The organism is Streptococcus sp. 2022WUSS083 (genome assembly GCF_044427155.1).
Classification (GTDB): domain Bacteria; phylum Bacillota; class Bacilli; order Lactobacillales; family Streptococcaceae; genus Streptococcus; species Streptococcus hashimotonensis.
This window is the reverse complement of the sequence record NZ_JAOTGK010000003.1, coordinates 107,436-131,193: the sequence shown is the minus strand read 5'-3', so window position 1 is coordinate 131,193 and position 23,758 is coordinate 107,436. Positions and strand designations below refer to the sequence as shown.

General features: G+C 37.9%; 22 protein-coding genes. 4 read left to right on the top strand and 18 right to left on the bottom strand.

Annotated features, from left to right (window positions below; genetic code table 11):
- The first annotated feature begins 55 nt into the window (after positions 1 to 55).
- The 4 genes from ODU41_RS04620 to glgB all read left to right on the top strand — a co-directional run bounded on the left by ODU41_RS04620 (position 56) and on the right by glgB (position 5,676).
- On the top strand, positions 56 to 1,183 hold the full coding sequence (locus ODU41_RS04620) for a glucose-1-phosphate adenylyltransferase (RefSeq protein ID WP_024390031.1): 1,128 nt from the start codon (positions 56 to 58) through the stop codon (positions 1,181 to 1,183).
- Positions 1,184 to 1,195: 12 nt separating this feature from the next.
- A complete protein-coding gene (gene glgD, locus ODU41_RS04615; RefSeq protein ID WP_011922501.1) occupies positions 1,196 to 2,311 on the top strand; it encodes a glucose-1-phosphate adenylyltransferase subunit GlgD in 1,116 nt (371 codons plus the stop codon).
- A gap of 8 nt (positions 2,312 to 2,319) precedes the next feature.
- Positions 2,320 to 3,765, top strand: coding sequence for a glycogen synthase GlgA (gene glgA / locus ODU41_RS04610; RefSeq protein ID WP_044681675.1), 1,446 nt, complete (start codon positions 2,320 to 2,322; stop codon positions 3,763 to 3,765).
- Between the two features lie 72 nt (positions 3,766 to 3,837).
- Positions 3,838 to 5,676, top strand: a complete 1,839-nt coding sequence (glgB, locus tag ODU41_RS04605) for a 1,4-alpha-glucan branching protein GlgB (RefSeq protein ID WP_044683246.1) — start codon at positions 3,838 to 3,840, stop codon at positions 5,674 to 5,676.
- A gap of 126 nt (positions 5,677 to 5,802) precedes the next feature.
- Here glgB and ODU41_RS04600 read toward each other — a convergent pair whose 3' ends face one another.
- The 18 genes from ODU41_RS04600 to cutC form a co-directional block, all read right to left on the bottom strand.
- Complete coding sequence (locus ODU41_RS04600; protein WP_014637883.1) at positions 5,803 to 6,603, bottom strand: transporter substrate-binding domain-containing protein; 801 nt, start codon at positions 6,601 to 6,603, stop codon at positions 5,803 to 5,805.
- A gap of 171 nt (positions 6,604 to 6,774) precedes the next feature.
- Positions 6,775 to 7,584 carry a transporter substrate-binding domain-containing protein gene (locus tag ODU41_RS04595; protein WP_079267863.1) on the bottom strand — a complete coding sequence of 270 codons (810 nt, stop codon included), beginning with the start codon at positions 7,582 to 7,584 and terminating at the stop codon, positions 6,775 to 6,777.
- 579 nt (positions 7,585 to 8,163) lie between these two features.
- Positions 8,164 to 11,793, bottom strand: coding sequence for a pyruvate:ferredoxin (flavodoxin) oxidoreductase (nifJ, locus tag ODU41_RS04590; RefSeq protein WP_398578701.1), 3,630 nt, complete (start codon positions 11,791 to 11,793; stop codon positions 8,164 to 8,166).
- Positions 11,794 to 11,875: 82 nt separating this feature from the next.
- A complete protein-coding gene (gene eutM / locus ODU41_RS04585) occupies positions 11,876 to 12,154 on the bottom strand; it encodes an ethanolamine utilization microcompartment protein EutM (RefSeq protein WP_024400635.1) in 279 nt (92 codons plus the stop codon).
- A 34-nt stretch (positions 12,155 to 12,188) separates the two neighbouring features.
- Positions 12,189 to 12,461 (bottom strand): ethanolamine utilization microcompartment protein EutM, encoded by a 273-nt coding sequence (gene eutM / locus ODU41_RS04580; protein ID WP_029171727.1) that lies wholly within the window; start codon positions 12,459 to 12,461, stop codon positions 12,189 to 12,191.
- 35 nt (positions 12,462 to 12,496) lie between these two features.
- The gene (locus ODU41_RS04575; protein ID WP_024390038.1) at positions 12,497 to 12,769 is read right to left on the bottom strand and encodes a BMC domain-containing protein; all 273 of its coding nucleotides are present in this window, start codon (positions 12,767 to 12,769) and stop codon (positions 12,497 to 12,499) included.
- 14 nt (positions 12,770 to 12,783) lie between these two features.
- Complete coding sequence (pduL, locus tag ODU41_RS04570) at positions 12,784 to 13,476, bottom strand: phosphate propanoyltransferase (RefSeq protein ID WP_024390039.1); 693 nt, start codon at positions 13,474 to 13,476, stop codon at positions 12,784 to 12,786.
- A gap of 11 nt (positions 13,477 to 13,487) precedes the next feature.
- Positions 13,488 to 15,125 carry an acetaldehyde dehydrogenase (acetylating) gene (locus ODU41_RS04565; RefSeq protein ID WP_398578700.1) on the bottom strand — a complete coding sequence of 546 codons (1,638 nt, stop codon included), beginning with the start codon at positions 15,123 to 15,125 and terminating at the stop codon, positions 13,488 to 13,490.
- Positions 15,126 to 15,145: 20 nt separating this feature from the next.
- Complete coding sequence (locus ODU41_RS04560; RefSeq protein WP_398578699.1) at positions 15,146 to 15,772, bottom strand: BMC domain-containing protein; 627 nt, start codon at positions 15,770 to 15,772, stop codon at positions 15,146 to 15,148.
- Positions 15,773 to 15,790: 18 nt separating this feature from the next.
- Complete coding sequence (locus tag ODU41_RS04555) at positions 15,791 to 16,423, bottom strand: cupin domain-containing protein (RefSeq protein ID WP_398578698.1); 633 nt, start codon at positions 16,421 to 16,423, stop codon at positions 15,791 to 15,793.
- Positions 16,424 to 16,435: 12 nt separating this feature from the next.
- Complete coding sequence (locus ODU41_RS04550; RefSeq protein WP_029171723.1) at positions 16,436 to 16,735, bottom strand: EutN/CcmL family microcompartment protein; 300 nt, start codon at positions 16,733 to 16,735, stop codon at positions 16,436 to 16,438.
- An 8-nt stretch (positions 16,736 to 16,743) separates the two neighbouring features.
- Complete coding sequence (eutJ, locus tag ODU41_RS04545; protein WP_024402166.1) at positions 16,744 to 17,586, bottom strand: ethanolamine utilization protein EutJ; 843 nt, start codon at positions 17,584 to 17,586, stop codon at positions 16,744 to 16,746.
- Positions 17,564 to 18,178 carry a hypothetical protein gene (locus tag ODU41_RS04540; RefSeq protein ID WP_024410502.1) on the bottom strand — a complete coding sequence of 205 codons (615 nt, stop codon included), beginning with the start codon at positions 18,176 to 18,178 and terminating at the stop codon, positions 17,564 to 17,566. The genes eutJ and ODU41_RS04540 overlap by 23 nt, the downstream gene beginning before the upstream one ends.
- Before the next feature lie 40 nt (positions 18,179 to 18,218).
- The gene (locus tag ODU41_RS04535; RefSeq protein ID WP_398578697.1) at positions 18,219 to 19,352 is read right to left on the bottom strand and encodes a 1-propanol dehydrogenase PduQ; all 1,134 of its coding nucleotides are present in this window, start codon (positions 19,350 to 19,352) and stop codon (positions 18,219 to 18,221) included.
- A complete protein-coding gene (locus ODU41_RS04530; protein ID WP_024408822.1) occupies positions 19,349 to 19,795 on the bottom strand; it encodes a EutP/PduV family microcompartment system protein in 447 nt (148 codons plus the stop codon). The genes ODU41_RS04535 and ODU41_RS04530 overlap by 4 nt, the downstream gene beginning before the upstream one ends.
- Positions 19,792 to 20,130, bottom strand: coding sequence for a BMC domain-containing protein (locus tag ODU41_RS04525; RefSeq protein ID WP_024390048.1), 339 nt, complete (start codon positions 20,128 to 20,130; stop codon positions 19,792 to 19,794). Before ODU41_RS04525 ends, ODU41_RS04530 begins: the two co-directional genes overlap by 4 nt.
- A gap of 23 nt (positions 20,131 to 20,153) precedes the next feature.
- Positions 20,154 to 21,140: a choline TMA-lyase-activating enzyme gene (gene cutD / locus ODU41_RS04520; protein ID WP_024400645.1), complete on the bottom strand. Its 987-nt coding sequence runs from the start codon at positions 21,138 to 21,140 to the stop codon at positions 20,154 to 20,156.
- Between the two features lie 69 nt (positions 21,141 to 21,209).
- Positions 21,210 to 23,756 carry a choline trimethylamine-lyase gene (cutC, locus tag ODU41_RS04515; protein ID WP_024390050.1) on the bottom strand — a complete coding sequence of 849 codons (2,547 nt, stop codon included), beginning with the start codon at positions 23,754 to 23,756 and terminating at the stop codon, positions 21,210 to 21,212.
- Positions 23,757 to 23,758: the final 2 nt, after the last annotated feature.

Sequence of the window (23,758 nt, the reverse complement as noted above, 5' to 3'; positions counted from 1 at the left end):
TTTTTTTATACTCTATGCTATAATACATGTATCATATATATTAAGGAGTGGTTAGATGGCTCAAAATAAAATGTTAGCTATGATTCTTGCTGGTGGACGTGGAACACGTCTAGAAGGGTTGACAAAAAAAGTCGCCAAACCAGCGGTCGCATTTGGCGGAAAGTACCGCATTATTGACTTTCCTCTCAGTAACTGTGCCAACTCAGGTATTGATATTGTCGGAGTTTTGACTCAGTATGAGCCTGTTCTCTTGAACTCATACGTTGCACAGTCTCAACGTTGGGGGCTTGATGTACAAGGATCTGGCGTCTTTGTATTACCACCGAGTGAAAAAATCGAAGGTTTCGGACTTTACAAAGGTACAGCCGACGCTATTACACAGAACATTGATTTCATTGATCTTCACGATCCAGAGTACGTATTGATTTTGTCTGGTGACCACATCTATAAGATGAACTACGACAAACTCCTTGATACACATATTCAGAAAAAAGCAGATGCCACGATTGCGGTTATCGAAGTTCCGATCAAAGAAGCTTCACGTTTTGGTATTATGAATACGGACGAAGATTACCGTATTGAAGAATTTGAAGAAAAACCAGAAAATCCTAAGAGCAATTTAGCATCAATGGGTATCTATATCTTCACTTGGAGGACCTTGAAAAAGTACCTTCAAGAAGATGACAAATTGGATACTTCATCTCACGATTTTGGGCACGACATCATTCCGAAATACTTAGAAGATGGCCGCACTCTCATTGCCCATCCATTCCGTGGTTATTGGAAAGACGTAGGTACCGTTAACAGCCTCTGGGAATCCAATATGGACTTGATTGATCACGCTGGAGATTTGGACCTTTCTGACCGCTCATGGAGAATCTATTCAGAAGACAAGGGCTCACCTGCTCAGGTAATCGGTGCAACTGCAACGGTTAAATCTGCCTATATTGATAAAGGGGCAATCATCGATGGTACTGTAGAACATTCTGTTATTTCAACAGATGTGCAAGTCAACCAAAATGCCGTAGTAAAAAATTCTGTCATCCTACCTGGTGCTATTATCGGCGAAGGTGTTGAGCTTGACTACGTCATCGTCGCTGAAAATATTAAAATTGCTGACGGAGTTAAACTCACAGGAGACATCGACCATATCCTCTTAATCGACAAGAATGTAACCAAGTAAGAAAGGACTGCTATGCTAAGAAATACTCTCGGAATTGTAAATATTGAAGGAAACAACGTACATTTTGGTGACGTGATGAAGCACCGTGGCGTACAAGCTTTCGGTTTCTTAGGTCGTTATCGCCTAATTGACTTTGCTCTATCCAATATGTCAAACTCTGGAATTACAGAATTCCAAGTATACATGCCTGCCGAAATGCGTTCAACAATTCAGCACGTTGGTACAGGGAAACACTATAATATCAACAGCAAACGCGGTACCCTTCGCTTGCTCAATAGCGCAACAGACCCAAATAGTGTCTATCGTCACGATATTAATGCCTTCACAGAAAACATCCACTACATCGAAAATTCTACAAAAGATTATGTGCTAGTTGCTCCATCTTACTTCATCTATAGCCAGGATTTTTCAAAAGTCATGGATGACCATATCGCAACGGATGCTGATATTACCGTTCTTTATAAAAACGTTTCAGATGCTAAAGAAAATTTCATCGGCTGCCAAACTCTCAAATTTGGTGAAGACCGTCGTGTCGTAGCTTTTGAGGAAAACCATGGTAAATATAAAAACCGTCCCGTTTCCCTTGAAGCCTACATTATGAAACGGACTACATTTATCGACTTGATTAAACGTGCTAACAAGGTGTCATCTCTCTACTGGTTAAAAGATATTTTACGTGATACAGTTGACCAGTATAAGATTATGGGCTATGCACATCGTGATTATGTCGCATGTATCAATACGACTGCTTCCTACTTCAATACTCAAATTGAATTGATCGACCAAGATACCCGCAAACTCCTCTTCAAACATGATTGGCCAATCCATACCCAAACAAGTGATAGCTCACCATGTTTGTATGGTCCATTGGCAGAGGTCAAACGTAGCCTAATTTCAAACGGAGCGAACATCAATGGTCAAGTCGAAAATTCAGTCATTGACCGCGATGTTATCATCGAAGAAGGCGTTGTTATCAAAAACTCAATCATTCTCAATGGCGTGACAATCAAAAGTGGGGCAAATATTGAAAATGCAATTATCGATAAAGCAACTAAAATTATTCACCCAATTGACATCAAGGGAAGCGAAACTTCGCCTTCATACTTGAAACCACACCAAATCATTTAGGAGCTAACATGACAAAAAAATCTGTTCTCTTTGTAGCATCCGAGGGGCTTCCGTTCATCAAGACTGGCGGATTGGCTGATGTTATTGGCTCTTTGCCAAAAGAATTGGTAAAACAGGGTTTAGATGTCCGAGTCGTTCTACCACTCTACAAAAAAATTGCAGTAAACAATCACTCTGATTTCGATTACGTATCAAGTTTTGATGTGCGGGCTGGCGACATCCAATCTATGGCAAATGTTTACAGTCAGGTTGTTGATGGAGTAACATTCTATTTTATTGAGCACCGCGATTTCTTTGAACGCGATGAACTATATGGATATGACGATGATGCCATGCGTTTTGGCTATTTCCAACATGCTACATGTCGTCTGTTGGAAGCACTTCATTTCTTCCCGGATGTCATGCACACACATGACTGGCACACTGCTGCACTTCCATTCCTTTGCCGTACTTTCTATAGCTACCGCGAAGAATTCCGTAATATCAAGCATGTATTCACTATTCATAACTTGGCTTTTCAGGGAATTTTCCATAAACAAGCGCTTTGGTCAGCGCTTGGCATGGACTATAGCTACTATTTGGATGGTATTGCACGTTTTCATGATGAATGTATCAGCTTCATGAAGCTTGGTATCCTATATGCTGACAAGGTTACTACAGTTTCTGAAACTTATGCTCGCGAAATCCTAACGGAAGAATTCGGCGAAAACATGCAACATGTACTAGAGTTGCGCAAATATGACTTGGTTGGCATTATCAATGGTATCGACTATGATAGTTGGGATAGTCAAACAGACCAGTACCTTGTGAGAAATTATAGTCTTGAAACGATTGAAAGTAAAAAGGCTAATAAACTGGCCCTGCAAGCACAATTTGCCCTTCCACAAGATGAGAATGTCCTATTGATAGGTATCGTCTCTCGCTTGACATGGCAAAAAGGGTTCTATCTCTTGACCGAGGTACTTGGCCATCTTCTTCAAGCCCATGTCCAATTTGTTATCTTAGGCAATGGTGAGGAAGACATTGAAAATGCCTTTAATCACTTTAAACACGCCTATCCTGATAAATTTGCATTCTACCGTGGTTACAATGAACCACTTGCCCACCAAATTTATGCAGCAAGCGATCTCTTCCTCATGCCTTCTATGTTTGAACCATGCGGCATTAGCCAGTTGATTTCAATGCATTACGGAACACTCCCTCTAGTGCGTGAAACAGGTGGCTTGGTTGATACTGTAGCACCATACAATATGTCTACCAAAGAAGGAACTGGTTTTAGCTTTGGAGGGCGTGACGCTTACAATATGCGACAAGTCTATGATTTAGCCCTTCAAACCTACTATGATCGTCCCGATGACTGGCATGCCATGGTTGAACAAGCTATGAAGCGTGATTTTAGTTGGACAGCTTCGGCAGAGAAATACATCTGGCTCTACCGTGAAATTAGTGGTTAGGAAATAAGATGAAAAAATAAACTGAATCGGAGTGGGACCCTAGTCCACTCCTTTTCGGCAATGGAGATTGCTATGACAGAATTTACTGACCTAGATTTATATTATATGAATGCTGGTGAGCATACCACTCTTTACGAAAAAATGGGTGCTCATATTATAAAAGAAGGAAACAAAATTATCGGAACCCAATTTCGTGTCTATGCCCCAAATGCCAGAGAAGTATTCTTAGTTGGCAACTTTAATGAGTGGCAACGCAGTCACTCTATGGAGCGTGAAATTGATGGTGTGTTTCAACTTTATGTAGACGGATTAAAATCCCTTGAAGATTATAAATATCTGATTATCACACACGATGGGCGTGAAATATATAAGGCTGACCCTTATGCATTTTTCAGCCAAGTTCGTCCAGACACTGCCTCTACAACCTACAATTCGCGTTATAAATTCAAAGATGACCTCTGGATGTATAATCGTGTTAACTATGATTTTAAAGAACAGCCAGTATCCATCTACGAGGTGCACTTAGGTTCGTGGAAGCAAAAATTTGCTAATAAAAATGAAGGAGGAGCTCCAGTAGAAGCTTTCAATAGTTATAAGGAAATTACTCCACTTCTCATCGAACATATCAGGGAAAATAACTACACACATATTGAATTATTGCCAATTACCGAGCATCCTCTCGATGCGTCTTGGGGCTATCAGGTAACAGGCTACTACAGTCCAACTAGTCGCTATGGCAAGCCAGATGAACTTAAGTATTTAGTTGACCAATGTCACCAAGCAGGAATCGGAGTGATTCTTGACTGGGTACCACTTCATTTCTGTAAAGATGCTCATGGGCTCTACCAATTTGATGGTAGTTGGCTATACGAATACTCCTACGAACAAGATCGTGAAAACCACCAGTGGGGGACTGCTAATTTTGACCTTGGAAAAGGACTGACTCGTTCTTTCCTTCTTTCTAATTTAAAATACTGGTTGGAATATTTCCATTTTGATGGCATCCGTGTTGATGCACTATCTTATCTTCTCTATTGGTGTGGTGAAACAGATGAAGATAAGATAAATCATGCCGCTATTGACTTTATCAAACGTGTCAATGCCATGGTCCATACCGACTATAAGGGAGTCCTGATGATTGCTGAAGACTCTTCAAGCTTCCCTAAAGTCACACATCCTCTAGAAGATGGCGGTATTGGATTTGATATGAAATGGGATCTGGGCTGGATGAATGATACACTAAAATTCGTGGAACGCCCTGCTATTTATCGAAAATATCACTCAAATGAAATCACTTTTGGTATGTACTATAACCAAAACGAGCAATTCTTACTACCACTTTCGCACGACGAAGTTGTTCATGGGAAGCATTCCATTATCGAGAAGATGAATGGCGACTACGAAGATAAGTTCCATCTGGCTCGAGTCTACTACAGCTTTTACTTTGCCCATCCTGGAAAGAAATTACTCTTCATGGGAAATGAATGGGGGCATATCCGTGAATGGCACGAATATACAGAAATGGACTGGGGACTGCTACAATTTCCAATCCACCATTCTTTCTATCAAATGATGAAAACATTATCTACTTTCTACAAAGAACATGATGCTTTCTGGAAATATGACTACCAAGCCTATGAAAAAGGATTTAATTGGGTAAAAATAGATGAAGAAGCAAGCCTGTATGCTTTTTCTCGCACTAGCGATGAGCAAGAAATCTTAACTATTCATAACTTTAATGATCAAGAACTATTTGATGTACACTTGGATTTGCCCGCTGACAGCGAATATAAACTTGTCTTCTCATCTAATGCTATTCCAATGGACACATTTAGCCTCTATCCCGATGAAAATGGAGCTAGAATTACTGTACCACGTTTGACCAGTTTTTATCTAGAGCGTGTGAAATAATTATCTATAAAGAATGGAGTATTGAACCGACCCCAATTTTCTGTCTAACTTTTGGGGTGTGGCTCACTTATTCCATTCTTTTTGCATGCAAAAACAACCACCGTTTCCGATGATTGTTCCTTTCTCTTATTCAACACTTGTATATGTTGCAGCTTTCTCAAGGAAAGTATCAAACTCACCACTTGCTTTTACTTCTGCGATAACCTTGTCTATCGCAGTTTTTAGTTCTGTACTACCTTTTGGCAAAGCAATGACTTTCGAATTCTCATCAATCGTTGGAAATTCAACGGATGCAACGGCTAAATCTGAATTCTGTGAAACATAACCAGCAGCAACTGGAGAATCCATTAAAATAGCATCAACTTTTCCTGATTTGAGCTCATTTACAGCTTCACCCATCAAGGTTAAAGAAATTAGGTTAGCTTGACTAATGTTTTCTTGTGCGTAGGCTTCCTGTGTTGAACCCTTTTGTACCGCGAGAGTTTTCCCGCTCATAGCATCAATTGAAGTGAGTGAATTAGCGCTATCTTTTTTGATAAGTAATACATCAGAAATTTGATAGTAACTTTCAGAGAAATCAAAAACTTTTGCACGCTCTTCCGAATAAGATAGACCAGCAATTGCAATATCAGCTTTACCATTTTGAACGCTAGACAATACATTGTCAAAACTCATTGCTGAAACTTCAAGCTTGACCCCAAGTTCGTCGGCTATTTTTTGAGCCAACATAATATCTGCACCAACAACTTCATTCTTTCCATCAACTAGTGCCTGAAACTCGAATGGAGCATAGTCTGGACTAGTTGCCACTACCAATGTACCTTTTTCTTTAATTTTATCTAATGCGGATTGTGATGACGTCGAAGAACAAGCTGCCAATGTCAGTCCAGCTAAAACTGTTGCTGCTAATGCCAAGATTTTTTTCATATTTCCTAAATACCTTCTCTTTATTTTAATAAAATACTTATTCTAAAAAACAGAAGCTTATTGATTTTCATTGTATTTTCTTGCAGTTTTTCAGAATCTATTCTCATTTTAATTTATTTTTATACATTTGTCAAGAAAATATTATTTTTATTCAATTTAATTGTATAAAATTTAATTGTTAGCAATGGATAATTCATAGGCTTCTTGAACAAATTGATCCATCTGTCCAGATTCCACTAGTTTTGTAATGACAGAGTCAACTTTTTCCTTTAAAGCTGTACTTCCTTTTGGCAAGGCAATAGCATAGGCATCTGAATAGCTACTTTTTATCTCAGTATCTAAAATAACCAAGTCATCATTTTTGGCAACATAAGCTTTCGCAATCGGCTCTTCAAAAATAACTGCTTCTACCTTCTGTGATTTTAATTGATTAATCAGCTCTCCGTTCGAAGCTAGAGCAATAACCGTGGAAGACGGAAGCTGTTCTTTAATAATTTGTTCTTGAATAGAACCTTTTTGTGCTCCTATATTTGCCTCAGCTAGAGAATCAAGCGATGTATATTGTGCAAGATCCTCTTTATTTATAATAACTTTATTGGTTGAGGTGTAGTAAGGAATGGAAAAATCATACACTTTTGCACGCTCTTCAGTGGCTGAAATTCCTGAAATGGCAATATCCGATTGCCCTGACTGGACATTGTTCAAAACATTATCAAAACTCATCGCTGAAAATTCGACTTCTACACCCAATTCTTGACCAATGGCTTTTGCAAGCTCAATGTCAGCTCCAACGATTGTATCTTTGCCATCAACCAGTGTTCTAAACTCAAATGGTGGAAATTCTGGATTCAATGCAACAATTAGTTTTCCCTTTTCCTGAACATTCTTCAAAGAAGTATCTTCTTGAGTAGCATTTCCACTACAAGCACTTAGACCTACTGTTGCCAACAAAACCAAGCCTGTCATAATATATTTTTTCATCAGCATATTCTCCTTTAAAATAATCATGTGCATACTTATACCGTTTTTTATATAAAACATCGGACTTTCATTGTAGTGAAATGCATATTTTTTCTCCTTTTTTGAAAGATAAAAACATTTTATGTCATTTTTATACGTTTGTCAACTTATTTGTTGTATTTTTATTCAAATGTTTTTACCTTATATAAAATTTAATAAATATTTTCAATTCATCATGTTTTATAATCCCCTAGCTAACATATAACTACACACAAAAATCAAATGCAATCGAATAAAAAGTTATGCTTAAGCAGACATATTTCTTAACAGTGCGTGATATACATAAAATATTCAATCAGCTCTAAAGGAATATTAATATCGTTTATAATTAACTATAAATAAAAGACAAGGACATTAACGGGAATATTCTTGCCTTTTATTTATAGTTTTATTGTAATGAGTAGTCTGTTATTAATAGAAACTAACCTTGATAATACTAATAATTGAATATAAGAATCAATAAGTCTAAAAACAGAAAAAGCGAGTCTTAGCTTTGGACTCTATCAGAAGAGTTGTCTGATAATCTATAGTTATAATTAATTAGAAATATAGATTGTTAATAATTGATTCCAATGACGATGTCGTCGGTAATTCCTGTTTCTGTACTTCATTTTTTCTTTGTCTTTTTATGTATTGTTCAAAATCTCCAGACATACTTGCGTAAGTTGTAAAACGCCGCTTTGCTTGATTCACAGTTTTTTCAAATAATTTATTAGCTTCAATAGGATTCACTCTCTGTAACAAAGCAAAGCGTTCTTGTTTCATCATAAATGATGTCATTTTATCAAAATTTGGTCGCTTATAATCCAAAATCATTGGATTTTTCCCTTCAATATCTAGCAATGGATTATACCGATATAATGACCAGTATCCAGATTCCACAGCCTCTCTTGCTTCTTGCAGTGTCTCCTTCATTCCTCCAACTAATCGATGAGCAATACAAGGAACATAGGCAATTACAATAGATGGACCAGGGTATCGTTCTGCCTCTTCAAAAGCTTTGATAACTTGAACCGGATTAGCACCACTTGCCACTTGGGCGACATAGACATTGCCATATGTCATAGCCATCATCCCCAAATCTTTCTTTACACCTTTATTTCCAGAAGCTGAAAATTTAGCAATCGCTGCAGTTGGTGTACTTTTTGAAATATGCCCACCTGTATTTGAGTAAACTTCGTTATCCAGAACCAAAATATTAATATCTGCACCACTTGCAAGAACATGATCTAATCCACCATAACCAATATCGTAAGCCCAACCATCACCACCAATAATCCATTGTGATGGTTTTACAAATAAATCTCGCTGTTCATATACTCGTCGTAATAATGGTTTTGATTCATCAAGCTCACACTCTAATAAATTAAGCAATTTTGCACTACGTGCAATTGTACCATTGCTATTATTAATATTCTTAATCCAATCATCAATCAAGTTACATAACAAAGGACTTGCTTCAGTTTTACCTCTCTGCATTATTTCAATTAGAGCGCTTCTTCTTGTTTGGTTAGCAATTAACATACCGTAACCAAACTCTGCATTGTCCTCCAACAATGAATTGCTCCAAGCAGGACCTTGCCCTAACTCATTGGTGGTAAATGGAGTTGCTGCTACCATTCCTCCCCATATTGATGAACACCCTGTAGCATTAGCAATCATCATTCTACTGCCAAATAGCTGTGTCAATAATTTTATATATGGAGTCTCCCCACATCCCGAACAAGCACCTGAAAATTCTAAAAGAGGTTTCTCAAATTGTGTATATTCTACAGTACCAATTTTAGCAGGATTTTCTTTAGCTCGCAAAGTCATTGAAAATGCCCAGTTAATCGCTTCTTCTTTTAAATGCTGTGAATTGTCCCCGATGAGTTCAACCATACTTAGAGCCTTGCCTTTCACTGGGCAAGCCTTAACACAAAGCTCACATCCTGTACAATTTTCAACTGATACTTGAACACGATATTTTAGTCCGTCTTTCCCCTTATAATCCCTTACAATATAACCTTCTGGCGCCTCTTCTAATTCATCTTCCTCAAGTAGAAAAGGACGAATTGCGGCATGCGGGCAAACAAATGAGCATTGGTTACACTGTACACAGTACTCTGAATGCCACTGTGGCACCTCCCATGATGTACTTCTTTTTTCTTTGGCAGCAGTCCCCAGCGGTATATCGCCCGCAACCATGCCATTATTAATTAAGTCTCCAACAGTTATTTTGCTTCCTTCTTGACGATTAAGTGGTTCTTGAATAGCAGAAATATATTTAGAGGTATGTTCTGATGGTGCAATATTTTTCGGAGAACAGTGCTTCCATTCCTTAGGTATTTCTATTTTTTTTATGGAAGAAATGGTTGCCTGTAAAAGTTGTATGTTACTTTCTACTACCGCTTCAGATTTCTGCTTATAATTGAGGAGGACTTCCCTTTTCATTGCCTCAAAAGCCCTCTCTATTGACATCAGATTAGTTAATTTAAAAAATGCTGCCAGCATACATGTGCCAACCTTACCGGGTATTCCTACTTCTTGCGTTAACCTATAAGCGTTTATTATATAAAACTGAATATCATTTTCTGCCATATATTGCTTAATTTTACTAGGAAGTAAGTTACTCAATTTTTCACTGGGCCATGTCGTATTTAATAAGAAGATACCTTTGGGTTTCAACCCTTTCAGTAAATCAATTTTTCTTAAATACCCAGGCATTGCAACTCCGACAAAATCTGCTTGCTGAACAGCATAAGAGGAACGAATTGGGGCACTTCCAAAACGAAGATTAGAAGTCGTGATACCATTCTGTTTCCTGGAATCGTAATAAAATGTTCCCTGAACGTTATAATCAACTTCTTCACTAATGATTTTAATAATTGATTTGCTAGAACTAACTGATCCATCACCACCAAAGCCCCAAATTTTTGCTTGAAATGTATCTTCCGAGGTCAAGTCCTTTGTAGAATTTACTGAAAGAGATAAATTAGTCACATCGTCAATAATACCTATCGTAAATGGATTTTTAGGTTCTTTCTTTTCTAATTCTTCAAAAACAGCAATAATTTGATCAGGAGTCGTTTCTTTCGACCCCAAACCATACCTACCACCGATAACTTTCAAAAATCGCTGACCCTGGTATAGAGCACTCTGTACATCTACAAAAAGAGGTTCACCTAGTGCTCCAGATTCCTTTGTCCGATCCAATACCGCTACAGTTTGAACAGTTTTGGGGATTTTTCCTAAAAATTCAGACTTTGGAAATGGGCGATAAAGATAAATTTGAACAAAACCAACTTTTTTACCCTTTGCTATTAGATAATCAATTGTTTGACAAATAGTCGGTGCTACTGATCCCATTGCAACAATAATATGTTCAGCTTCAGGGTGACCATAATAACTAACCAAATCATAATCTGTCCCTCGTAATTGATTAATTTTTTCCATGTACTTCTTGACAACGTACGGTAGAATTTGATAGTGGCGATTCACCGTTTCTCTTTGTTGGAAAAACAAGTCTGGCCCTTGGTTAGTCCCAGATACCGTTGGTGAATTAGGATTCATCCCTCTATTTCGGAAAATTTCCAGAGCCTCTTCATTCAGCAAGGTTTTTATCTCATTGTATTCTAAAACTGTAATTTTTTGCATTTCATGGCTTGTTGAAAAACCATCAAAAAAATTTACAAATGGTAGACTAGCTTCTAAGGCTGCCAAATGAGCAACTATGGATAAGTCCATTACTTCTTGAACAGTCCCTTCAGCCAACATTGCAAATCCTGACTGTCTCACAGCCATAACATCACTATGGTCTCCAAAAATACTTAACGCATTTGTAGTGACAGATCTTGCTGCAACATGAAAAACAGTCGGTAGTAACTCTCCAGCAATTTTATACATATTGGGCAACATCAATAATAAACCTTGAGACGATGTAAAGGTTGATGTAAGAGCACCCGTTTTTAGTGAACCATGTACAAAACCTGCTACTCCAGCCTCAGACTGCATTTCAATTACGTTGACTGTTTGACCAAATAAATTCTTTCTTCCACTAACTTGCCAAATATCAATCCATTCTCCCATAGTAGAACTCGGAGTAATAGGATAAATACCTGCAATATCACTAAATGCATATGCTGTGTAGGCCGCTGCCTTATTGCCATCCATTATTTCTTGATAGGACATCCTTACTTCTCCTTTGTTCAATATTGATAAATTCATGCTTAGAAAAGCTCACCCAAAACTAGATGAGCTTTCTATTAAATTTTTAATTTCCTTTTGGTAGAATGGTTTCCACTTCTGTATGCGGACGTGGAATGACATGGACAGATACAAGTTCTCCTACTCGTTGTGCTGCAGCTGCTCCTGCATCGGTTGCTGCCTTAACAGCTCCTACATCACCACGTACTAAAACAGTAACCAAACCTCCTCCAACGTGCTCTTTTCCTATCAAAGTAACGTTGGCTGCTTTTACCATTGCGTCTGCTGCTTCAATAGATCCAATCAATCCTTTTGTTTCAATCATACCTAATGCTTCTGATGCCATTGTCGTGCTCCTTTTAAAAATTTAATTAATTATTCTAATGGGGTAAAATAGTTTCCACTTCTGCATGCGGACGTGGAATGACATGAACAGATACAAGTTCTCCTACTCGTTGTGCGGCAGCTGCTCCAGCATCAGTTGCTGCCTTAACAGCTCCTACATCGCCGCGTACTAAAACAGTAACCAAACCTCCTCCAACGTGTTCTTTTCCTATCAAAGTAACGTTGGCTGCTTTTACCATTGCGTCTGCTGCTTCAATAGACCCAATCAATCCCTTTGTTTCAATCATACCTAATGCTTCTGATGCCATTGTCGTGCTCCTTTTTAAAAATTTAATTAATTATTCTAATGCGGTAAAATAGTTTCCACTTCTACATGCGGACGTGGAATGACATGGACAGATACAAGTTCTCCTACTCGTTGTGCTGCAGCTGCTCCTGCATCGGTTGCTGCCTTAACAGCTCCTACATCACCACGTACCAAAACAGTAACCAAACCTCCTCCAACGTGCTCTTTTCCTATCAAAGTAACGTTGGCTGCTTTTACCATTGCGTCTGCTGCTTCAATAGATCCAATCAATCCTTTGGTTTCAATCATACCTAATGCTTCTGATGCCATTTTATATCCCTCCTTTATTTAATAAGACGTAATTTATTATTTCCTGTAACGCCGAGTGCATTTGCTTCTTCTATATCTAAATGACACTCTAATGTGAAGTTCTCACTAACTCGTACCACAACTTGTTTAAGAATACCACCACGTTCACCAGGAAGCTCCAATGAGACTATTTGCCTATCTTCAACTCCGAAATGTTTTGCATCACTCGGGTTCATATGGATATGACGCTTAGCCACAATACAGCCTCGCTCAATTTGAACAGCCCCTTTTGGACCAATTATGATACAGCCAGGAGTATCTACAATATCTCCCGATAAGCGCAACGGTGCGTTAATTCCCAATTTGAAACAATCGCTTTTTAATAATTCAATTTGCGTATTACTTCGGCAAGGTCCTAATATCCTAACTTTTTCAATGATTCCCTTCGGACCCACAAGTGTTACACATTCTTGATAAGCACATTGCCCTTTTTGCGATAAATCTTTCAATTTATGAAACACATAGTCTTGACCAAATAATTCAACTGCATGTTCCTGCGATAAGTGAATATGACGATTTGACACACCCAACGGAATAACATTTCTACCAAAAACGTCTACTTTTTTTGAATTTTCCTCTACATTAGGAATTGATTTTCTACAATCAGACTCTTTGCCATCTAAGTAATCAATCACTTTATAAAAGAGGCTCTCTAAATCTTCACTCACTATCTTCCCCCCTATCTCTTTTTCAATGCAGAGAGAATTTCTCTAACTATTGCTTCATTGTCAATATTTTCGACTATTGACTCATCTGCCAATGTTTCTTGACGCCTTTCAAAAGCTACTTGAATATCTTGCGGCGTTTGATTCAATGTATCCTTAGTAGGTTTGCTTGTCGGCGTACAATGAACACTAGCCGAACATACTGCATCAACTGTTGCCTCTGACTTTGATAAAATTGTCTGTTTTGGAAGTGCTTGAAAACGATGATCATTCGTGACAATTTGTGTGACATCCCTTACACCATATGCTACGGTCTTGATATTAATCAAATGTTCAGGAGTTAAATTATCTGAAACTGAGCTACCACCATCTGTACCACAACCCAGTGTAAAGGCAATTGGTAATCCAGTTGATATACCTGTTCCTCCTTGGCTACCACCTGTGTTAATTAGAATACGAGAAGCAGGCTTACTTGAAAAGCGGAAAATCATATCTGGATCACCTGTATGTAAGCTCATAGTATGACCAATACCATTTTGTAATAGCTTAATACTGAGCGCACAAGCTTCCTCCCAATCTTTCACCACATAAAAACCTAATACTGTAGTCAATTTTTCAAAAGATAGCGGGTTTCCTTGGCCTACACCAACTTGTGGACCTACTAAAATCTTTGTATCAGATGGAACCGAAATGCCTGCCGCTTCCGCTATATTAATCGCTGACTGACCAACAAATTTAGGATTCATCGCTGGATTACAACCATGTGAATTCCCTCTGAAAAGTATTTGACAAACCTTATCGGTTTCTTCTTTCGTCATTAAATAGCAACCTTGTGCTTTCAATTCTTGAAGTACTTGATCTTTATTGGCTTCTTCACAAATAATAGCTTGCTCAGAAGCACAAATAGTACCATTATCAAAAGTTTTAGATGCTACTATATTTGAAATAGCTTTTTTTACATCTGCTGTTTTTTCAATATAGGCGGGAGAGTTACCAGCTCCGACACCAATTGCGGGTTTGCCACTACTATAGGCGGCTTTTACCATTCCTGGTCCACCTGTTGCAATAATAAGCGCAATATCTTTTGAATGCATCAATTCATTTGTAGACTCCAATGTTGGATTCATAACGCAACCTACTATTGATTCCGGTGCTCCAGCTTCAACTGCAGCTTTTCTCACTAACTCGGCTGCCGCCACACTACAACGTTTTGCAGAAGGATGAGGAGCAAATACAATAGCGTTTCGAGCCTTTATTGAAACCATGGACTTATAGATTATCGTAGAAGTTGGGTTAGTTGAAGGAGTAATTCCTAATATTAATCCCATTGGTTCTGCTACTTTGAAAATTTTATTTTTCTCATCAAACTGAAGAATGCCTGAGGTTTGATATTCCTTTATTTCATCGTACAACAAAGTAGAGGCTGCATAATTTTTAAAAGCTTTATCTTCCAATTTACCAAACCCTGTCTCCTCTACGGCTAAATCTGCCAAATAATAAGCATTGGTTTCAACTGCCTTCACAATATTTTTTAAAATAGCGTCAATCTGTTCATCCGAAAAATATGCAATTTGATTAGCAGCTTCTTTACCGTTTCTCACAAGATCACGCGCTTCTTGTATAGAGCAAAGATCTACATCCAGTGTTTTCATATTTCGGGCACCTCCTAGAATTATTCTTTATCATTTTTCAGCTGACGAGAATACTTATCCACCAATAATTCAATCATCTTTCTTCTTATCATTTTGGATAATTCTTCTTCTGTAACATAAATATTATTATTGACAATCAAAGCACGAAGTTCTGCCGCCTTCTTTTTTTCCAATTGTCTTTTGTATTCTTCTACTGACAGTACTGCCTTTTCTTCAATAGTTTCCGCATTTTTTTCGTCCGTCCCAACACTAACTGTCACCTCAGTGTCAACCATTCTATCTGCTGGTTCTATGTATTCCGAAATTTCTTTACGTTCTTCCGTTGAATTGTTGGCAGAAAGGATGTCATCTTGAAGATCTGCAATTGACTCGTTTTTCTTTTTTACAAAAGGTACTAGTTGTGCATCTGGCCTAGGAATGACATGTGAACCATACAGCAATTTCACTCCCAAGCGCTGAACAGCACTTGCTCCAGCTGCCACAGCTGTTTTTATAGCGCCAACATCACCTTCCACAGTAATTGTAACCAAACCGCCACGAACTTTTTCTAATTTCAGTAGCGAAATATTTGCAACTTTTAGCATAACATCTGTTGCTTCAATGGCTCCGATAAATCCATATGTTTCTATCAAACCTAATGCCTTCATTATTTTTTACCTCCTGAACTACATTAAATCTGCCCAGTTCGATGGATAAGTAGTATAAAATAATTTCGCATTATCAGGTGATCCCCATATTACATCAGAACCTGATGGCACAAATATTACGTCACCTTCACGTGCCACAAATGTCTGTCCATCAATTTCAATGGTCACAGTTCCCGAAATAACATAATCTATTTCTTCGTAAGGCAGTTTCCAAGCAAATTTAGAATTCTCAATAGTCAGAAATCCTGCACTCATTTTGGACTCGTTTTGACCAACAAGTTCTTGAAAACCGACCTTTGTATTTGGTGTGCCAGTATCAAAGTCATCCATGCGAACTGTTGATCCACGGACAATCCTCATCCCATTCGTATGCGAGACAAAGCGATACGGTTTCACTTCTTTTTCAGACTGATCACTTGCATTCATCAAAATATTCTTTAAAATATGTAGGATTTCATCGGTGCTAACTCGTTGTTCGTTTATGCCTGATGTCATCTTTCCGCATTCATTACAATACTCGAATGATATATTGTATCTCTTAGCTTCGTCCTGTGCAGCCGGTGTTATAATTGTACCTTTTTCAATATAACAAATTTTCTGGCCAGCTTCTTCACAGGCTAAGATATCCTTTGCAACTATTAATTTTGACATTGTTTCTCCTTTCTATTCCAAAAATCGATTCATTTCGCCACTCTGCTGTTTAATTTGATTGTAATTCTCGTCAACAATTCCTATAACTGCAGCATCAACTGGCATCTGATCATTTTCCATCATGCGACGAGCTGCAGAGCCTGTCGCAACAATAACCCTATCACCTATACCAGCACCAATCATATCAACAACAACCATAATCTCGCCTGCACGGCTACCACCAACTACCTTTGCTAGCAAAAATTTTACACCGCTTAAGGCATCTGATTTTCTAGTAGCCCAAATAGTATCTACTAATTCTGCAACTAACATCTTGCCTCCTAATATATAATATTTTCACTACAATTCATTGCAATTCCAATTGGGGTAACAAACATAGGATTTCGAGGTTTAACCGTTCGAATTCCTGTTTCTTTTTCAATAATTGTTTCAATTCCTGTTAAACAACTAGTACCACCAACTAAATAAATAATATTGACATCATATCCTTTAATATGGTTATTTATTATACTGGCAACTTTCTCAACAACTGGTTTTAATACGCTGAGGAGCTCTCCATGATTAGCGTTATTACGTTTATAATCATCTGCTTCTTCAAACGACAATTGATACGCCCCAGATATTACCAATGTAAAATGTGTTCCACCAGTAGCCTCATCAACAGTTTTAACAACTTCTCCATCTTTTAAGATAGATATACCAGTTGTTCCTCCTCCAATATCTACAATGGCACCATTTTCAAGACCAACTATTGTATTTGCAGCCGTTGGTTCATCTAACAAAGCCGTTAGTTCAAAGCCTGCTCCTTGGACAACGTTTTTAATGACTCCACCGTCCAAAACATCTGTTCCAGGAGGCAAAGCAGCCGATGCATAAACCAGTTCCGTTTGCAATTGTTTTTCTAGAGTCTCCTTTAACTCTCTAACAATCTGAATAGATCCGATATAGTCGACTATCATCCCATCTTTGATAACATTTGCGCTACGATGAGCCCCAGCTACGATATTTCTATTTTCATCAAGGACAACTAAGACGATATAGGCCGTACCTAAATCAATTCCTGTATAATAGACTCTACTACTCTGGATGATAGGTCTTTTCTCAGCATTTTCAAAATCCTCTACATACTGATCACATGTTTTAGGTAATTTTTTTGAGATCATCACCCACCTCCTCACATCTATTAATACAATCTATAATGATACCGGCTAAATAATTAACGGTATCTTGCAATACTATAGGTGGCTTTTCACCAAATTTTTCCGAGAAGGCTTGAAACTTGAAATAAAGTGGAAATAGATAGGATGCAATCTTTCCTTTTCTAGTCTTTAACAGCAACCTTACTCTACTCAGATACTCAACCATATCTGACTTATTCATTTTCTGTTGATCTTTCCATCTGAATTGAATCGATTTCGTGGATGATTTACTGGACATAGATTGTTCCAAAGCACAAAGTTCTTCAGAAATTGAAAAGTCCAGATTCATTACTTCAAAGGCTACTTGTAATAGCTCACTTCGAAGTAATAACCAGTCATTAGATTCGCTTAAGCTGACATCATTCACTTTGGAACCATTGATTGTCGAGGTTTGTCTGTTAGATTTTTTTCCCCCTTCATCAATAATCTTCACTTTACGATCCATGAGGAAAGTCTTAGCACCTGGGGTCAATCTTGTCTGATTTTGAATAGTGAAGGTTTCAAAAGGATTGTCACGATAAATAAGACGTAAATCATCTTCTGTTAAATATTTCATAACATCCTCCTTCCATCCAATAAATTTTTCCAAAAGTCACTTAACGCAGTGACTGATAAAGTTTCTCAATTTGTCCTAGTGTCACCGTTCTTGGATTTGTTGGTGTGCATGCATCTTCCATGACTCTTTGTGCCATTTTCGGAATCATACTTTCAAATTCTGCCCGATTAATGCCCAGATCTTCAATTCTTGCAGGAATAGATATTTTTTCAGATAATTGTTTAATTGCACTTATAAGTGCTACAACTGACTGGGTAGGAGTAATTTTTGCAAGTCCTATTATTTCTGCAATTTCAGCATATCGTCTTGTCACGTCCGTCTCTCCGTGGGCTTCCAAGGAAGCGTTATATGAAATTACATACGGTAACAAATAGGCATTAATCCTACCATGTGGTACATGGAAAAATGCTCCTATCGCATGGGATAGGCTGTGGCAGATACCTAAACCAGCATTATTAAATGCAATACCCGCAATTGACGAAGCATTATGCATTTTTTCACGAGCGAGTATATTATCTCCATTTTTATATGCCTCTAACAAATATTTCCAAGTTAACCGAATACCTTTCTCAGCACACGCATCAGAGAAATCACTTGCTTTATTAGAGACATAGGCTTCTATACAATGAGTCAATACATCCATTCCAGCATCTGCTGTTACTGATGGAGGAACAGTCTTGGTAAACGTTGTGTCTAAAATTGCGAGATTTGGAACCATTGAATCATCTACCAGGGCAATTTTCTCGTTATATACTGGATCAGAAATGACCGCAAAAGCTGTATTTTCACTTCCTGATCCACTTGTAGTCGGAATTGCGATTAAGTAGGGACTTTCAGTTTTTTCAGTTTCAGAATATACACGAATCACTGCTTTAGCTGTATCCATTGCTGATCCCCCGCCTAGAGCAATAACTGTGTCTGGCTTATAATCTCGAATTTCAGCAATACTTTCAGAAACAACTTGGACTGTCGGATCCGGAACTACTTTTGAGAAAATCTTAAAGGTCGCTCCTGAATTCCTCAAAACTTCTGTAACCTTTCCAACCATTTGACTTTGTTCCATAAAAGGATCACAAATGATGTAAGCTTTTTGAATTGGTAATTCTGAAATTTTTGTTGTAGCTCCTTTTCCAGAAATAAAACGAGGACCTACATGAAATTCTTGTATTTTCATTGATTACCTTCTTTTAAATCTTTAATCTTTTCAAGTAATGCAACATATGTATCGTAATCTTCTAAATCTAATTCAATTAATTCATTTACACCTGTTTCTCTCAATTCTAATAAACAATCAGTTGTATTATTTTCCAATTGTTCAGAATGGTGAACAATTACACCAAGACTAGGAATTCTAAAAACTTGAGCAAAATTTGGCGAATAAACCCTATAATTACGATCAGATGGTAAAAGCATAACGATACAATAGGCATTTTGTTGCGTTGCAATAATATGTTTTTTCATTCCCGGACTTCTCAGATAACTATCGGGAACATAAATAGTTCTAGAACCATATACAATCGATTCTATTAGTTTGATCTCACGTCTTCCTTCAAGAAATTGAATTACTTCTCGTTTACCACTATCCTCTGGCCCAACAACCAATATTCTTTTTTTCATGATTTTGTTAATGGAACAATCGAGAATCCCAAATTTTCTTTAAAATAGTCAAGAATCCGTTGCAAAGCTGTTTCTACACTTTGTACATCTCCGCTAAACATGACTGAGCCTGTAAATCTATCTACAAAACAAATATCTACATCAGCCGATTTACCAGATAAGTCAGCGGCAATTATTGCAGTCTCATAAGGAGTAATTGCTAAAATTCCAATAGCGCCTCTATCTTCAACGCCAAGGCTATCATAAACAGCCTGAATAGGTGCCGCAATAATATGAGCTAAGGTTATTTGTTTCCCTGGGACCGACTCCTGAATAATACGTTCCATTTTCTCCATAGGTCCACCACCTCCCTAATAGATCAATGTTTTACAACATTCACAAGCAGGTCACTGGCTAGAATATAGCTCTCAATCCTATCCAGATCAAATTGACTCAGTGAAGGATCCCCTTTAATTTGGTACTCAAGCCCCAATTGTTTGTACTTATTAACACCCAACTTGTGGTAGGGGAGCAAATCAATTCCTTTAAAGTTCGAACTATCTTTATACGGGAGTAAAAAATCAATAATCGCGCGAATTTCTTCCTCGCTATCATTAATTCCTTTTAACATTGGCATGCGTATTTTTACATTATAACCGGCATCTAGTAACCATTTTAAATTTGTTAGAATTCGTTCGTTTCCTACACCTGTCCATTCATTATGTTTTTTTGAATCCATATGCTTCAAATCAAATAAGAATAAATCAGTGTATTCCGCAACCTTCATCACAACCTTATTTGGTACATAACCTGCAGTCTCTACGGCAGTGTTTAATCCATCTTGCTTACAGGCTTTAAGCAAAGCAAGAGCTCCTTCGCCTTGTGCTAGGCATTCGCCACCGGACAATGTAACCCCTCCGCCAGACATTTCGTAGAAGGCATCATCCTCATGTATGATATCCATCAATTCTGAAATTGTTTTAGATTCTCCTGCAATTGTTAAAGCTCCTTCTGGACATCCCTCTATATCGGCTTTACTAGGACGTTTTTTCTGATAGCGAGTCACATCAATTGGATGTTCCTTATCAGCATAATCATATAATATAGGCGCTTCCTCATTAGCAAATTTAAAACAAACACTTCCAAGGGGACAAGTCTTAGCACATGCATTATATGGTTTACACAATGTCTCTTTATGCATAATATTCGTCCCAAACTCAAGCCCTTCAGGATTAGCACACCATTTACAACGCATTGGACAACCTTTGAAGAAAACAATTGTACGAATACCTGGACCATCATATAAATTGTATTTTTGAACATTGAATACATTGATTCGTGTTTCATGTTTTTTAATCGTTGTCACTTAACTTCTCTCCTATCAAGTGCAGGCAGTAGGATCTCTTTCAGAGATCCTTTACGCCTCACATATACTTTAAATTCGTGTCAGTACTGTACGAGCAATAATTTCATCCTGTACATCTTTACACAATTCAACAAAGAATGCACTGTAACCTGCTACACGTACAATTAAATCACGATATTTTTCTGGATGTTGTTGTGCATCTAGCAAAATTGCATTATCAAGGTAGTTAAATTGCATCTCACCATTACCAAGGATACTTGCTGTTCTCAGGAGAGTTATCAAGCTCTCCTCACCTTGTGGTGTATCAAGAAGTCCTGCCATAATCTTAAAGTTATGAACCATACCAATATTCATATTTTCATTGGCCATCTTAGAAACAGATTTAATAATAGCAGTTGGGCCTTTGGTATCCATACCATGATCTGGCGAAATACCGTCAGACAGTGGTGTCCAAGCACGACGGCCAGATGCCGATGCACCTGTAATTTGTCCAAGCGGAGTATTATTTGAAATAGATAGAGTACCATGACTTAGGACAGAATAGAGTGTTTTATATTTACGATGTTCCTCTTCCGTAAATTCAATAATATCTGATGCAAAGTAATCCACATAATCATCATCATTACCATACTTAGGTGCTGCTAAGCAATCTGCTCGAATTTGATCATATCCTTCAAAATCAGCTATCAGTGCTTTATTCAATTCGTCAAGAGTATATTTCTTATCTTCGAATACTAATTTCTTGATTGCTGCCATTGAATCTGCATAGTTTGCAAGACCAGACCAAACAACACCAGGTCCAAAGTTGTACATTGCACCGCCAGATTTTACACCTCGACCATTTTCCATAGTTCCTTCATACATCATAGACATCAAAGGAGCTGGAGCTAATTCACGTTGGACACGCTGAGAAATAACTGTCATCACAGAAGTCCATTTTGTAACATATTTGATAGTCTCTTTAACAGCGGCTTCAAACTGTTCAAACGTTTTATATTGGTCCAAAGATCCCATGTCTGGGGTAACTGGTTTACCGTACCACAATGGGATTCCATGATTTAATGTTGTTTCAATCAAGATTGGCCATTGAGTATAGGCTGTCGATGTCCATTGATACAGACGACCTGATTTTTGTGGCTCAACACATCCCATCAAACAGTAATCACGCGCGTCCTCCATTGAAACACCCTTAGCCAACATCATTTTAATATGCGAATCATCAAAATGGCATGCTGGGAAACCAATACCTGCTCGAACGACATCAACAATTTTCTTCAAATATTTCCGCGGTGACTTATTATTAATGCGAGTCGCTAAAGTAGGTTGGTATACTTTTACATGTCGAATAGCATCCATCAAGAGATAAGTTAAGTCATTTGTTGCATCACGTCCTTCACGAGTAACACCACCCACACACATGTTAACGAATGGTTGATATCCCGCAAAAAATTTTGAAGAACCTTCAGAAGTAAGCCACATCATTTCTGACATCTTAATAAACATACAACCAGCCAATTCAAATGCTTGATAGTCATTCATTCGACCAGCTTCAATATCACGTTTATAGAGTGGGTACATATATTGGTCAACACGACCAATAGATAATCCAGTTTGGTTTTCTTCACACAGCAATAGATGTTGAATTGTTACAACATATTGCATCGCTTCCCAGAAAGTTTCTGGTTTATGAGCTGGGACATTAGCATTTACACGGGAAATCATTTCCAACTCAGCTTTACGTTTAGGATTTAATTCTTTTGCCGCTAACTCAGCTGCATGTTCAGACATGCGTTTAGCATAAATCATCACGCCTTCCGCAGTAAGAATTTGTGCTTTATAGAAATAAATTTTTTCTAAATCATCTGGATTTCCATAGTCTAATTTTGAAAGGTGTGCTTCTGCCTCAACTTTAATATCAAGCATCCCTTTACGCATACCTACAACATCATAACCAGGGTTGGAGTCACCGCCTCCTGAACAAGCATGGTATGAGCAATCAGAAACAAATGATTCACCTGAAAGCTCCCATGCACCAGCTTCACGATATTGTGTTTCACAAGCCTCATCTACAGAACGACCTTCCCAGTATGGGAAAATTTCTTCTCTCAGTACTTTTTTATCTTCTTCAGACAATGCGTACGGATCTTGTGGACGTGTTGATACAGTATCAATTTCATCACGCAACCAACGCCACGATATATCAGGTGAGAATGCACCAAATCGTGCACCACCGTTAGGGGCACCTACTAACAATTCATTATCTTGAATGACTACGGGTGCAATTTTACAAAATTCCTTGAAAGCTGTCCCACGTAGAATTGCTTTCGGCATACCTTCGTTTTCTTTAGAAATTCGTGTTAAATTCGTAGCACGAAGCAAAGAAATGGTTGGTTGCGCTTTCAAATATTGGTTTTTTAAAGCCTGCAAGCGAGGTGTAATCCCATCTGGAACTTCTGTCCCCTCCGCTGCAAGCGATACTTCATTTGTAAAATGAACCTCTGGCTTTGTAATATCATCTGAAACACTTTGGAAAATTTTCACCAGTGAAGCACGCTCTTCAGCACTTAATTTTTTTGTAGCTTCTTCTAGCTTAGCTGTAAATTCCTTCATATCCATAT